Annotated in this window: 12 protein-coding genes; 4 read left to right on the top strand and 8 right to left on the bottom strand. The window is 59.9% G+C overall.

Going from position 1 to position 13,258, the window contains the following annotated elements:
- Nucleotides 1-6 precede the first annotated feature (6 nt).
- From NDK18_RS02990 to NDK18_RS02975, 4 genes are all read right to left on the bottom strand, one after another.
- Nucleotides 7-399: a hypothetical protein gene (locus NDK18_RS02990; RefSeq protein WP_250627057.1), complete on the bottom strand. Its 393-nt coding sequence runs from the start codon at nucleotides 397-399 to the stop codon at nucleotides 7-9.
- A complete protein-coding gene (locus NDK18_RS02985) occupies nucleotides 399-680 on the bottom strand; it encodes a hypothetical protein (RefSeq protein ID WP_250627056.1) in 282 nt (93 codons plus the stop codon). Before NDK18_RS02985 ends, NDK18_RS02990 begins: the two co-directional genes overlap by 1 nt.
- Before the next feature lie 597 nt (nucleotides 681-1,277).
- Nucleotides 1,278-2,201 carry a DNA adenine methylase gene (locus tag NDK18_RS02980; protein ID WP_250627055.1) on the bottom strand — a complete coding sequence of 308 codons (924 nt, stop codon included), beginning with the start codon at nucleotides 2,199-2,201 and terminating at the stop codon, nucleotides 1,278-1,280.
- Nucleotides 2,202-2,214: 13 nt separating this feature from the next.
- Nucleotides 2,215-3,639: a hypothetical protein gene (locus NDK18_RS02975; RefSeq protein WP_250627054.1), complete on the bottom strand. Its 1,425-nt coding sequence runs from the start codon at nucleotides 3,637-3,639 to the stop codon at nucleotides 2,215-2,217.
- Nucleotides 3,640-3,908: 269 nt separating this feature from the next.
- Between NDK18_RS02975 and NDK18_RS02970 the strand changes: the two genes are divergently transcribed.
- From NDK18_RS02970 to NDK18_RS02960, 3 genes are all read left to right on the top strand, one after another.
- Entirely contained in the window at nucleotides 3,909-5,243 is a 1,335-nt protein-coding gene (locus NDK18_RS02970; RefSeq protein ID WP_250627053.1) for a syntaphilin domain-containing protein, read from the top strand.
- A gap of 265 nt (nucleotides 5,244-5,508) precedes the next feature.
- On the top strand, nucleotides 5,509-6,585 hold the full coding sequence (locus NDK18_RS02965) for a radical SAM protein (protein WP_250627052.1): 1,077 nt from the start codon (nucleotides 5,509-5,511) through the stop codon (nucleotides 6,583-6,585).
- A gap of 156 nt (nucleotides 6,586-6,741) precedes the next feature.
- Nucleotides 6,742-6,990 carry a hypothetical protein gene (locus tag NDK18_RS02960; RefSeq protein ID WP_250627051.1) on the top strand — a complete coding sequence of 83 codons (249 nt, stop codon included), beginning with the start codon at nucleotides 6,742-6,744 and terminating at the stop codon, nucleotides 6,988-6,990.
- Here NDK18_RS02960 and NDK18_RS02955 read toward each other — a convergent pair.
- Complete coding sequence (locus NDK18_RS02955; RefSeq protein WP_250627050.1) at nucleotides 6,969-8,387, bottom strand: cryptochrome/photolyase family protein; 1,419 nt, start codon at nucleotides 8,385-8,387, stop codon at nucleotides 6,969-6,971. The two genes, NDK18_RS02960 and NDK18_RS02955, sit on opposite strands and share 22 nt — an antisense overlap.
- A 40-nt stretch (nucleotides 8,388-8,427) precedes the next feature.
- Nucleotides 8,428-9,318 (bottom strand): LysR family transcriptional regulator, encoded by an 891-nt coding sequence (locus NDK18_RS02950; RefSeq protein WP_250627049.1) that lies wholly within the window; start codon nucleotides 9,316-9,318, stop codon nucleotides 8,428-8,430.
- Between the two features lie 200 nt (nucleotides 9,319-9,518).
- Here NDK18_RS02950 and NDK18_RS02945 point away from each other — a divergent pair, with 200 nt between their 5' ends.
- A complete protein-coding gene (locus tag NDK18_RS02945; protein WP_250627048.1) occupies nucleotides 9,519-10,502 on the top strand; it encodes an aldo/keto reductase in 984 nt (327 codons plus the stop codon).
- 449 nt (nucleotides 10,503-10,951) lie between these two features.
- Here the strand turns inward: NDK18_RS02945 and NDK18_RS19390 are convergent, their stop codons facing one another.
- Nucleotides 10,952-12,574 carry a methyl-accepting chemotaxis protein gene (locus NDK18_RS19390; RefSeq protein ID WP_250627047.1) on the bottom strand — a complete coding sequence of 541 codons (1,623 nt, stop codon included), beginning with the start codon at nucleotides 12,572-12,574 and terminating at the stop codon, nucleotides 10,952-10,954.
- A gap of 98 nt (nucleotides 12,575-12,672) precedes the next feature.
- Nucleotides 12,673-13,242: a nicotinamide riboside transporter PnuC gene (gene pnuC, locus NDK18_RS02935; protein WP_250627046.1), complete on the bottom strand. Its 570-nt coding sequence runs from the start codon at nucleotides 13,240-13,242 to the stop codon at nucleotides 12,673-12,675.
- Nucleotides 13,243-13,258: the final 16 nt, after the last annotated feature.

Raw genomic sequence — 13,258 nt, 5'->3', positions numbered from 1 at the left:
TAACCCTTAAAGTCTTGCACTCATTGCGTGTATCAGCACGGCGTAACTTGCGACCAGCAGGACAAGCTTTGAATAGAAAAAGCACGTATGTGGATAATTGAGCCAGGCCGGGGCATCGGCAATGTTGTCGGTTCCTTCTTTTGCGCCGGTCTTTTTTTCCTGCCGGCTGGTAAACAGCTGCCACTCCAGACTTCCGGCAATGTAATGGAGCAAGTCGGCCAGCAGCGTCAGGACAAGTAGGAAGAGGGGGAGGACGAGGTCGTCAGGCACTAGATTGCTCGTGCCCCCGTTCTTGAAAATCCAGATAACGGCAATCCCCGAGAACCCAAGCTGACGGGTTATCTCACTTGCCTTGCTGGTAAAGAGATCTCGGTTCTCCCAGGCTTTTTTCAGTTCCATCAGCCTACCCTTTTCGGCCCGCCGCCGTTGCCTGAGCCGTCCCTTGAACTCGTAGAGGCGCCCGACCGGCGTGCGGCGCTCTTTCTGGCTGTTTTTCTTGCCGCCTTTTTCGCCGTCTTTCTGGCAACAGTCTTCTTCGCCGCCGCCTTTCTGACGGCCTTCTTCGCGATTCCTCTCTTGACGGCCTTCTTGACGGCCTTCTTGACGGTTTTCTTGACGGCCTTTTTTGCAGCTTTCTTCGCCGTCTTGCGTACGGAGGCTTTTCTCGATGCGACAGCCATGTCTGTCTCCCCTGTAATTGACTATTTCAGTCTAGACGCGGATTTATTGACTCGCAAGGGAAGTGTTATCGCAAATGCATATTTATTTAAATCCATGAAACCAAGCTAATTTAGAGCCATCTCTCTCTTCAATCGACATCATCCCCGTCTGGAACCCCCTTCCAAGCCCCTCTTGACCCCACCCAAAACCTAGTACAACAGAGTGTCGCAGCAGCCAGTTTTTATATGCGTTTTCTTACATTGAGCAGGAGGCCCACCCATGCACATGGAGTTGCAACGCCAACTGCAAGACGCCGCCTGAAACGGTGACCACCTCACGGTTGAGGGCTTGCTCACCCTGCCGCACGTCCGGGCCTCTGCGGACCTATGGACCGCCCTGCTACATGCCGCTCATAGGGACCACGTCCGCTGTTTGGTTCTAGCAATCAAATGCTGAAGGATCTCGGGCGCCTCGCCTGAACTTTTCACCGACCGCTATTCCGGATGGCAGAACGATTCGGTCAGCGGCAAATCCGCCCATAGACCGGCTGCCAATACGACCGATTCAACAAGGGCCCCTGATTGGGCCCTTGTTTTTGGCCGACATCAAGGCCTCGCCTACGCCGCCGCACGGCTGCTTCTGCGAGCCCTCAGGCGTGTTTTGTTATCAAAAAGGGCGTCGTCGATATAGGGGAGTTCCGACACCTTGGGTACCCTGAGGTCGTCGGAAAAAATGAAGACCTCACGACCCTGGTATACCCTTGAGGCATTGTATTGAAGGTCGTACAGAAACGACCGGCGCTTTTTATAGTAGGCCAGAATCTCAGGCGCGCTGTCGTACGAAACCATCCATTTGTGTCGCACCTTTGCCTGGATGTATTTGGCGATGCGCTCGTGGTCATCCGGTCCATATGAATTGAGATACAACCGGCTGGCTTTCTCAAAATACGGAGGGTCGCAGTACACCAACGTGTCATCCGGAAGGCCGCCTACGTGGTCCGTCATGAATCGTTCGGCATCCCAGTTCTTGACCACGATGGAAGATTTACGGTCCGCGATGGTTTCTATGCGCCGGATAAGCTCATTGCGAGTGAATCGGGCATCCATCTTCCAGTTGCCGGTCTGGTCGAGGCCTCCAATGACGCCGCCTGACAGAACACCGGAGCGGTTGCAGCGATTGAGGAAAAAGGCGCTGTATCCGACCTCAAGGAGGGTGTGCCCCTTTGGGTTCCGGACGATGTCTTGCCGTTTCCTCCATTCCTTCACAGTCAGGGATGCCGAAGCAATCATGCTGTTTAGGGCATCGGTTTCCTTCAACACCGAGCGCCAGAAAGCATAGATGGGCAACGCCGAATCGTTGAGGTGAATCTTGCGCACATGCTTCCGTAGGAGAAGCTCCAGAGCCACCCCGGCGCCACCAGCATAGGGCTCTGCATACTCACCCCCAATCATGTTGTTGGCTTCGAGGACTTCTACCACGAAGGGGGTGAGTTTCTGCTTGCCACCTGGGTAGCGGAGTGGTGTGTGGTATCGGGTTGCCATGGCTACCGCCGCCTCAGTTCATCGCTTCAAGGAGCGGAAAGACATTTCCGAACAACACCACGATGTCGCCGGACCGCAGGGAGAAATTCGGGTTATGGACAAGCTGGTTCATAGATGTCACGGATAGGAGTCCATCATTGCGGCCAAGTTCGGTCATGGCCCCATGGAGATGCTTGAGTGCTTCCTTGTCGTTCTTGTCATTCGTTAGATGCTTGGTGATGTCCCGGAGGACTTCAACCAGCGGCCTATCCCGCCCGTCCTTGGCCGCCTTGAGGCCAGCAGCCTTGTGGTCGGTGCAATAGGCTTTTGCTGACACCTCAAACATGCTTCGAAGCAGAAAACAGAAAGCAATCGGGTTTTTATCGAGGTTGAGCTCCAGTAGCTCGCTTTGGAGGGACACAACCTTTTCACGGTTTTTACCCCTGGGAGTGAAGGCCCGAAGGACACGTTTGACCCGCCGAGGGTCGTTCATTGCAACGGCCTTGAGGCCTTTTCCCTGCCCAGGAGCGCCGCCCGCTCCAGGACCATTGGCCCCTCCGGAGTTGTCGCCACTAGTCCCGCCCCCAGATTTGCCGCCCTTGGTTCCGTCCCCAGGGTTGCCGCCCCCGCCAGCAGTTCCTCCCGAACCACCCTTGTCCGGCAGCGGCGGAATGCCATAGGCCGATGCAAAATCTGTCTTGCGGATGGTGTCGAAGCCCAGCTCCTGCTGGCCGATATCCTTGATGATTTCTTCCAGCTCGGTACGGTTCTTGATTCTCGGGTAAGTCTTGGCAACATCGGGGCTGTTGGCACAGCCCAAGCGGATTGCGATGCGCTTCATCGCCTCTTCAAGGACGGTAAGGTGGAAATCACCCGCCCACCGTTGAGCCTGCTGGGCAGTGAGGTTCTTGCCCTTATTCAAGTACTTTTCAAGAAGGTCGAGGGCTGGCTCGGATGTTCCGTTCTCGGTCCGGTTGTGCCTGGCCTTTGCCACTGCCGTCCATTTGTCGCGTCCTGCCTTTTCACCCTTGCCGTGGGTCAGGCTGCGGATGCGGTTGACGACCTCGGTTTCGTCGGGGCCATAGATGGCCGTTGGAACGTTGGCGTTATCTTTTTTCCAACCCCTTGGCAAGGACTGAATGGCGCCCAGAATGCTTGCGGGAACCGGGAGGCCCTTCGTCGGAATCAAGCCATGGATGAGCTTCAGGGCAGAGATGCGACGGTTTCCTTCTTTGACGACAAGGGCAGCGCGCGGGCCCGTTCCTTCCTTCTGCACCAGGATGTTTTCCGTGGGCAGGTAGCCATCATCGAGCAGGCTCTGGGTCAATGCCCAAAACCAATCTGGGTTCGTGGCGATAATCGCTTCGACGGCGCTGCGCTCATCTGGCTGCGGTAAGGTCCGGTAGTTGCTCAAATCAAGATTCAACTGCTTGACCGGCGTAAGCGCGGTAACTGGCATATCCCTGTCCTCCCCCTGTTGACCGCCGGAGTTTACCCGAGCTTACGGGGTAGGGACTGGCTTCAGGTTTACGGCACCCCGGAAGGGTTAGATCCTCGCTGGCATCCCGCCCAAGCCTCCTTGGCCCGTTTCCAGAACCTGGGACGACCGAATGTGGCATCCGCAATTTTCGATGCACGTTTTCTGACATCGTAAGGCGAGGGTGAATCTAAAGGAACTCTGGAGTCTGCCGCTATGCCTGTACCAATGCGGACAGGCGGGGAATGGAAATGCAACACCTTTCGGCGTACCTGATGGAGATTCCGGACCTCAACGAGGCAGAGGGGCGGGTGCTTTATCAAGAAATCGATTCGGTGGTCGATTCTTGGCTCAACAGAAAAGGGGTCGCCGACCTCTCTGCCGACAAGTCAACGTTTGTCTCGAAGACCGAGGGGCAGACCGGCTCCGTAACGCAGGCGTTCTTCTCGAACGACCAGGGCGATCTCAGGGAAGTTATTCTGGAGGAGCCCACATACGACGGGCATACCTTCAGGACGGCCCTCCGGGTTGTCCGTTCCTCACTGAGGGTAGTTGTGTATCTGACTTTGGCGGCGCGGAACAGCCACAGCATCATCCGGCCCGGGTTCGTTGTCCCACGGTGTCCCGAAATCATCCACAAGATTCGTGGCCTCCGTGATGACTGGAGCCTGGGAACCACGAAGCTGGGCGCTGGTGGTGTCATCGACTTTACCGAGGAGGCCGACGGCATCAGGCTGGCCAGTAGCATCCTGTCGCCTCGCCGGACCATGCCTATCGTGGCGGTTTCGGTCGATGAAGGTGAAGAGCGATGGCCGGGGCTGTCCAAGCAAATTGCCCGGGACCTCTCGGCACTCGCCACCTTGGTCCGCCTCAGTGAGGAAGCCAGCTGGGGATTAACGGACGAAGTTGGCAGCAGACTGTCCTGCTTCAACGGCGCGGTGCGCCTCTATTGGCCCGTTCTGAAGGGCACAGTCGAGCATAGGGTGCCGGGACGGGTCTGGACCCCCGACCGGTTGAGTAACCTCGACAGGGATGGCGAGGGGATGGAGAAGTTGAGGGACCAGCTTCGCATGACCGTAATGAGCGCGGCGGCCCTTGGCGTCGAGCCTCCCTTTGAAATCCAGGAGATTCGCAGCCACCGGGCAAGGATGCGCATCCGGAAGCTGGAGGAGGACGGAAAGTCCACAGCGGAGGAGCTGGTCCTCGCCCAGGAGTTTTTGAAAGAAAACGAAGAATTGCGGGAAGAGATAAAGGCTCTCCACCAAGTCATTGCCCAGATGAAGGGCGGGTACGAGGTGGAGGGAAACGCTGTCGATGAACCGGAGGAGGCTGGTGAGGCCAATGCCGGGGAGGAGAGTCCCGAACCTCAGCCCGGGGAAACCCGGTTCTACAAGAAAACCCATTCTAAGCCCGGCTACGACGTCCTGGTTCAGGTTGCCGATTGCGGCCATAACAACTGGGAGTCGGCACACAGCGCCCACAAGGCCCGGAAGGGATTGATTCGACTCGAAGGCAAAGACGACTGGACGCTCCTCAACCATTGCGCCACTTGTACAGGGGGTGGTCGCTGGCGCGTCCGCTGGTGACGGCTTGCCGAAGCCAAGCCGGGGTCTCAGAATCGGGGTCACAACCCAAACCACCGACTTGGGGCCTGAAAGCGTTGGTAGGGGTGGGGTCTAGCGTCTCCCAACCACTCCGGCAGAAACAAAGAAAAAGCGCCCCTCGTGGGCGCTTTTTTTCTGCCCGGACATCATGCCCATCGACGGCGCGAAGTAACCATATTCCCCGAGAACGGCACATACGTGGATCAGGCGTAGTCACGCTCATGCCGTTCGAGGAAATCCACCCGCAATGAACGCACTCGCCCAGGCATTTCCGGCAGCCCGCCTCACAACGGCATCGCGGCCCGGGCATGTCGTTCTCGGGGTCAACAATTTCTGCAATCTGCGTTGTCTCATGTGCGATGTCGGCACCGGCAATAGCGAGACCAACTTCGGCGCCAACCTGATGGGGGCACGGACGAAGTCCATGCCCTGGGACCTGTTCCAGGGCATCGCCGACGATATGGCGGCCTTCTGCCCCGAGGCGCGCCTGGGCTTCGCATTTACCGAGCCGCTCGCCTGGCGGCCGCTCGGTGACGCACTGGCCTATGCCTCTGCGCTGGGCTTGTATGCGACGGTCACCACCAATGGGCTGCTGCTGCCGAAACGGGCGGCGGAGTTCGGGGGAGGGCGCTGCCGCGGTTTGTTCGTTTCGCTTGATGGTCCTGCGGCCCTGCATGATCGCATCCGTCGCCACAGCGGCAGCTTCGCGCGCGCGGTGGAGGGGATCAGGGCCGTAGCGGGGCTACAGGATGCGCCCGAGATCTCCGTCTTCTGCACGATCAGCGAACACAACGTCGGTCACCTGAAGACCTTCCTTACCGACATCAGTGATCTACCACTGAAGCATGTCGGGCTGATCCACAATAATTTCGTGACGCCAGCGATGGCGAACGAACACAACATGCTCTATGGCGCGACTTATCCCGCCACACCTTCGAACAGCTTCGAATCCGATCCGACGACGATCGACATCGTCCGCCTGGCCGACGAACTGGCCGACATAAAGGCCACGACCTGGCCGTTCAGCGTCACGATCCAGCCTGATCGCACGAGCGAGGCGGACCTGGACATCTACTATCACCATCCCTCGCAGTTCGTTGGCCGTCGCTGCCACGATGCCTTTCGCATTCTGATGGTCGACGCTGATGGTGAATCAGTACCCGTGCATGGACGGTGCTATCGGTTTCCGATTGCCAATGTTCGGGATGCCGGGCTTGAGGGCATCTGGAATCACTCGAATATAGAAGCGCTGCGGACGGCGCTTAGCGAGGCTGGGGGGCTTCTGCCTGCGTGCAGCCGGTGCTGTGGTGGGTTTGGTATCTAGAGCAGCCCTTTGCTGCTGGTCAGCTGCCTCTTTTCCCATCTTCAAGAATTTATGGACTGGAATTGTCCAGAGCGATGCTCTTATGCTTCGAAGGCAGGCTGCCGCGATCGGTGCGGAGCGAATGACCACCTGTCTGGCTTTTGAGGATTCAAGTTGATGATTTTCGACAACGCGCTGGCTGGCGAAGTGAACGCGCGGATGCGCGATTGCCTGAAGATCTTGGATGAAACAGTTGGGCATGTTCAGAATGTGCTTCCGGAGGATGAGTTCAACCGCTTCCGGAAAGCTGCAGGCAAGGTTATGGGCGCTCTGATTTTTGAGATATTGAACCCGTTGTGTGAAGCCCATCCGGAGCTATGGCCACCTGAACTTGCCAGAGGCGTTCACCGCCCACGCAACGACTGAAACGCGTTCAATGCATCTTGGCGTGATGCGCCCAGCTCAACCATAGGCATCGGATATCCCGAGCGCTTGCGTGCCGACTCGTCTTTCCATGGCTCGTGCACCAGATCGACAGGCAGGTTGGCCAGTTCGGGCAACCACTTGCGCAGATACGCGCCCTCGGGATCGAACTTCTTCGACTGCGTTACCGGATTGAACACCCGGAAATACGGCGCCGCATCTGCCCCGCAGCCAGCCACCCATTGCCAGCCGAGCGTGTTGTTGGCCAGGTCCGCGTCCACCAGGGTGTCCCAGAACCAGCGCGCTCCGGTGAGCCAGTGCTGACGCAGGTTCTTGGTGAGGAAACTTGCCACGATCATGCGCACGCGGTTGTGCATCCAGCCGGTGTGCCATAGCTCCCGCATGCCGGCGTCCACCAGTGGGATGCCGGTGCGGCCTTGCTGCCAACGTTCAAGTTGCGCTTCGTCCTCGCTGGCCCAGGAGAATTTGGCGAAGCGGGGGTTGAAGCTTTCGGTGGGCGTGTGCGGAAAGTGGTACAGCAAGTGATGCGCGAACTCGCGCCAGCCCAGCTCGCGCAGGTAAGGCTCGATAACCGGGCGACGGCGCGCGTCCACGCGTTGCAGCTGCGAGTGTAGGGTGCGATGGATCTGCTGCGGCGAGATCTCACCGAAATGAAGGTGCGGCGATAGCCGAGAAGTGCCGTGCCTCGCGGGCTTGTCGCGTCCGGTGGCGTAGTCACCCAGGGCGTCGTCGCAGAATAGTTCCAGTGCTTCGTTGGCGCCGCGTTCGCCGGGTTGCCATGTTTCGCCAAAGCCCTTTTCCCAGCGCACGGGAGGCAATAGGCCGAACGCTTCCAGCGGAAGACCCCCGGATAGTTCCGCCCACTGAACCTTCTCAGGTTCCGCGAGTGGCGATGGCGTGCTGATCGTCTGGCGCAGGTTGCGCCAGTACGGCGTAAAGACGCGGTACGGCTCACCTTGTTGGGTTTTCACCTGCCAGGGTTCGGACCACAGGTTGGCCGAGTGGCTGTGTACGGCGACACCCGCGTCCTGCAAAGCCGCCTTGACGTGGGTGTCGCGTGCGATGGCCGCCGGCTCGTATTGGCGGTTCCAATAGACCGCTTCAGCGCCGCTACGATCGATCACCTGGCGCAGCACGTGTAGTGTCTCGCCTTGCGCAAGCTGCAAATGCACCCCTTGCTCATGGAGGTCCGCCTGCAACGCTTCTAGCGAATGATGCAGCCACCATCGGCTTGCCGCTCCCATCTCCCACGGGGCTTCTTCCCGGTCCGCCTGGATGTAGAGCGGGAGAATCTTCGCATGCTCGCTGCAGGCGGCAGCCAATGCGGTGTTGTCAGACAGCCGCAAGTCGCGGCGGAACAGCATGATTGCGGTACTCATGAAAGCGAGAGTTTCCTTACTGGATGCCGCGTGAAGATCATCACCCTCGATACCGCAGCGCCTCGATAAACAACGTGAAGGCCGACGACGTATGCCGCCGGTTCGGGTAATACAGGTGATAACCCGGAAATGGCACACACCATTCGTCCAGCACCGCGATCAATCGTCCATCGTCCAGATACGGCTTGGCGAGGTCCTCGGGAACCCAAGCAAGGCCAAGGCCTGCAATGGCTGAATCCAGGATCCGGGGACCGCTGTTCATGATCAGCTGGCCCTCCACGCGCACCTTGATTTCGCGGCCATCCTTCTCGAATTCCCACGGATACAGCGCGCCGTACGAGGGCAAGCGCACGTTGATGCAGTTGTGCGACACCAGGTCCTGCGGGGTGAGGGGCGGCTTCCGATCCTTGAAGTACGAGGGCGACCCCACCACGATCATGCGGAAGTCCGGCCCGATGCGCATGGCGATCATGCCGCTGGCGACCTGCTCGCCGATGCGCACGCCGAAGTCGAAGCGGTCGGCCACGATGTCCACCAGCTGGTTGTCGATCGATACTTCGATCTTGATGTCCGGATAGTTCGGCAGGAAGCGTGCGAGCATCGGCTGGATCACCGTGGCCGATGCGTGCTGCGACACGGTGATGCGGATCATGCCGGCGGGTTTTTCGCGGAAGGAACTTAAAGCTGCGACTTCCGCTTCGATGTCGTCGAACATCGGGCCAATGTTGTCCAACAGCCGTTCGCCCGCTTCCGTGGGCGACACGCTGCGCGTGGTGCGGGTAAGCAGGCGCACGCCCAGTCGGCTTTCCAGCTTGCGTACGCTATGGCTGAGCGCCGATTGGGTGGTGCCCAGTTTCTTGGCCGCGCGGGTGAAGCTGCACTCCCGGGCGACGGCAAGGAAGGCGCTCAGTTCGTGGAAATCCTTGCGCATGGGTTATGACCGCCTTTCATGACCGGCTGGAAAAAGTGGCCTCAAATGGCCGATTCATAGGATAGGCGCGTGGATAAGCATGCGGCAATCGCTTATTCATGAATCCAGGATATAGATCCTAGTAATTCCCAGGGGCTAATTCGAAGCCGGCCGCGCCCATAGACTTCTTGGGACCCCGCCACCCCTATCGGAGAATTCCCATGCAAAAACGAACCCTCGGCAACAGCGGCCTACAAGTGTCAGCCCTTGGCCTGGGCTGCATGAGCATGAGTTCTGGCTACGGCCCGGCCGCCGACAACAAGGAAGCCATCAAGCTGATCCGCACGGCGTTCGAGCGCGGCGTCACCTTCTTCGATACCGCGGAAGTCTATGGGCCTTATGTCAATGAAGAACTGGTGGGCGAAGCCCTGGCGCCGATGCGCCATGAGGTGGTGATCGCCACGAAGTTCGGCTTCAAGAACGCGGAGCTGAAGCAGGGCCTGGATAGCCGGCCGGAGACTATCCGCAATGTCGTGGATGCGTCGCTCAAGCGGCTGAAATCGAACGTCATCGATCTTCTTTACCAGCATCGTGTGGACCCCAATGTTCCCATCGAGGATGTTGCCGGTGCTGTGAAGGAGTTGATCGCACAGGGCAAGGTGAAGCACTTCGGTATGTCCGAGGCCGCCGCCGCGACCATCCGCCGTGCCCACGCCGTGCAACCAGTGACTGCGTTGCAGAGTGAATATTCCCTGTGGTGGCGTGAACCGGAAGCGGAAATTCTCCCCACCCTGGAAGAACTCGGCATTGGCTTCGTACCGTTCAGCCCGCTGGGCAGGGGCTTTCTTACCGGTGCGATCAACGACACCACCAGCTTCGATGCTACGGATTTTCGCAGTGTCTCGCCGCGCTTTTCGCCCGAAGCGCGCAAGGCCAACCTGGTGCTGGTGGAGGCCATCGGCCGCATCGCCGCCGACAAGCAGGTGACGATGGCGCAGATCGCACTGGCGTGGTTGTTGGCGCGTAAACCCTGGATCGTTCCCATTCCGGGCACGACGAAGCTGCATCGGCTTGAAGAAAACCTGGGTGCGGATCGCGTCGAGTTGACGTCGGGTGATCTAAAGAAGATAGCCGAGGCGATCGATGGGTTCGAAGTGCAGGGTGAGCGCTATCCTGCGCAGATGCAGGCGCTCGTCCAGCGTTGAGCGCCCACGGATCAGGCGAATGAACGCCTCGGCATTTACACCCTAGCCTGGTCTTCCGCCACTGGAATAACGGTTAACCAGACTGCTTCATGTCGCCGAGTACGTTCATTCGCCACCGTGGCTCGTCGCCCGGTCCCCGTTTCAAGAAAGGGTAGGGGTGGCGGGCGAGCCAGGGTCGAAGACCGGGAATGACGGCTGGGCATACGCCCGCCTGGTCGCCCGCCGTATGGCGGTGAACCCCGGGTCCCGCAGACGATGCTGCGGGACCCGGTCATTCCCCGGGCTTCGACACCCGGTTGCCGGACCTTCCGGCAACACGCAAATGATCCCGGTTTCTGCGCAGCGACTCCATATGCGAATCGTCGCAAAATAGCCCTACACAACCCATCAAACGATGCTCAATTCCAGACGACACATAACGACGCGTGTCGCCATCAAGGAAGCGTCTTCTACGCCATCGCAGGCTCGCCGGTCATCTGGACATACGCGGTAGCAACCGTCGTCTCCGCTGCAAAGAACGCAACAAGATTTCCCAACCCACCAGCTTCCCGATGCAAGCTGGCCGCCGCAGCCTGGATGTCATCCACCAGCTCAGCATTCTGTCCGGTGATGGTGTTCAACTCACCAAAGGCGGCGCCCATCTGCGCCAAAGCCACGGTCTGTTGCTTGCTACCCATGGCGATGGTGGCCGAGTGATCGGCCACGCGCGCGAAGCCGGTAACGATGTCGTCGAAGGAGGCGCGCGACTGGGCGGCAAGCACGGCGCCGGCTTCCACGCGGTCAGTGTTGTCATCGATCAGCGCGCGGATCTCCTTGGCCGAGTCCGCGCAGCGGTGGGACAGGCTGCGTACTTCAGCCGCCACCACCGAGAACCCGCGTCCCTGTTCGCCGGCGCGCGCGGCTTCCACGGCTGCGTTCAAGGCCAGCAGGTTGGTCTGGAAGGCGATGGCCTGGATGATCTCCACGACTTCGGCGATGCGGGCGCTGCCGCCCTTGATCTGGGCCATGGCGTCCAGGCTGCGCGCCACGATGTCGCGGCCATCGCGCGCTTTCTCGCCCAACTGCTTGATCTCGCCATCCACCGCCTGGGTGAGCGAGGCGTGGTGGACGATGGCATCGGAAAGGCTGGCCAGCTGGGCTGAGGATTCCTCGAGCGCCGCCGACTGGCTCTGCGTGCGGTGCGATAACGACTCGCTGCCGCCGGACATGATCCGGCTGATGTTGCGTACGGTGCCCGAGCTTCCGCGAAGGCCGGTGACGATGTCCTGGAGCTTGTCGTCCATGGTAGCCAGCGAGCGTGAGAGCACGGCCAGTTCGTCGTTGCCGTCCTGGGTGGTTGCCTGTCCAAGACGGCCTGAGGTGATGCCTTCGGCCACGGTGGATGCCGCACGCACACCGCGCAACACACGGCGGAGCAGCAGCACGTCCAGTAGCAGGGCCACCACGAAACCGATGCCGATGGCGCCCAGCATGGCCCAGCGGGCCACGGTTACCTGGTGCACCTGTTGCTCGAACCGCTGCGCGCCGTCGACGGCGACCTTGTCCAGGATGTTGCCGGCGTCGGTCTGCAAGGTGATGTAGACCGGCCCCAGCAGGTCGTCCTGCACTTCGCTGGCTTCGTCGTATTTCTCGGTGGTGAGTTTTTCGGCCATGCGGTCGAAGAACTTGTCGATCGATGCCTTGTGGCTGGCGAACGAAGTGTAGTCGTCGCCCTTGGGCACGCCGCCGCTGATCTGCAGGTACGCATCCCACATGCGGGAGATGAGCTTCTGGTTGGTGTGGATCACGCCGGCCGCGCTTTCCGAGCGCGAAGGCAGTTTCATCTGCAGCGACTCCTGCACTTCCTGGGCGCTGGAGCGGTAGACGTTCATCATGCGGCCCACGACGCTGGCCGTGGCAAGTTCGGAGCTGTACATCGTGCGCAAAGCATCGCCCGCGCGGGACATGGCGGTCATGCCGATGGCGGCAGATACCGCCATCACTACCACGAAGCAGGCGATGCGCAGGACGAAGGTGACGCGAAGGCCGGTAAGGCGGGGAAGGGTGGGGAGCTTGAAGCTGGGAAAAGGCACGATCGGTTTCCTGGGGAGGGAATATCGGGGGAGTACGTGGCTCGCCCGTTTATCGACCGTGCGTGGCTTTACTTAAGTAAAAAATCCTTTAATTTCAATTATTTCAGTTGTATTTCAAGGACGGGTCGAGCACGTGTCACCTGCCGCCATGCCATCCATCCCATCACCGCCAGCGCCACGAATCCTGCGTACAACACGGCGGTGACCAGAAGCGACTTGTAGACGTATTCGCCCACGTAGATCACGTCCACCACGATCCACAACGGCCACGCGGCGGTGTGCCGGCGCGCCTGCCACCATTGGGCGACCAGGCTGAAGGACGCGAGTGCCGCATCGAGCCACGGCAGGGCGGCATCGGTGCGGTAGTGCATGAATGCGCCCAGTGCCACGGCGCCCACCACGCCCAGGCCCATGTGCCATAACGCTTCGCGTGCCGGTAAGGGCGCCACGCGAACGCGGCCGTCGTCATCCAGGTTGTTCAACCATCGCCGCCAGCCGTACACGATGAAGGCCGCGAACGCGCCTTGCAGTAAGGCATCGGAATAAAGCCGCGCATCAATGAATACCCACGCATAGGCCACCACCGACACCAGGCCCACCGGCCAACACCATGGGTGACGGCGCGCGGTAAGCCATACCGCCACCGCGCTGACGACTGCGGATGCCATTTCAAACCAGGAAAGC

The organism is Pinirhizobacter soli, assembly GCF_015905305.1.
Lineage (GTDB): Bacteria > Pseudomonadota > Gammaproteobacteria > Xanthomonadales > Rhodanobacteraceae > Pinirhizobacter > Pinirhizobacter soli.
Note: the sequence above shows the minus strand (reverse complement) of the source record. Positions and strands in the feature narration are given on the sequence as shown.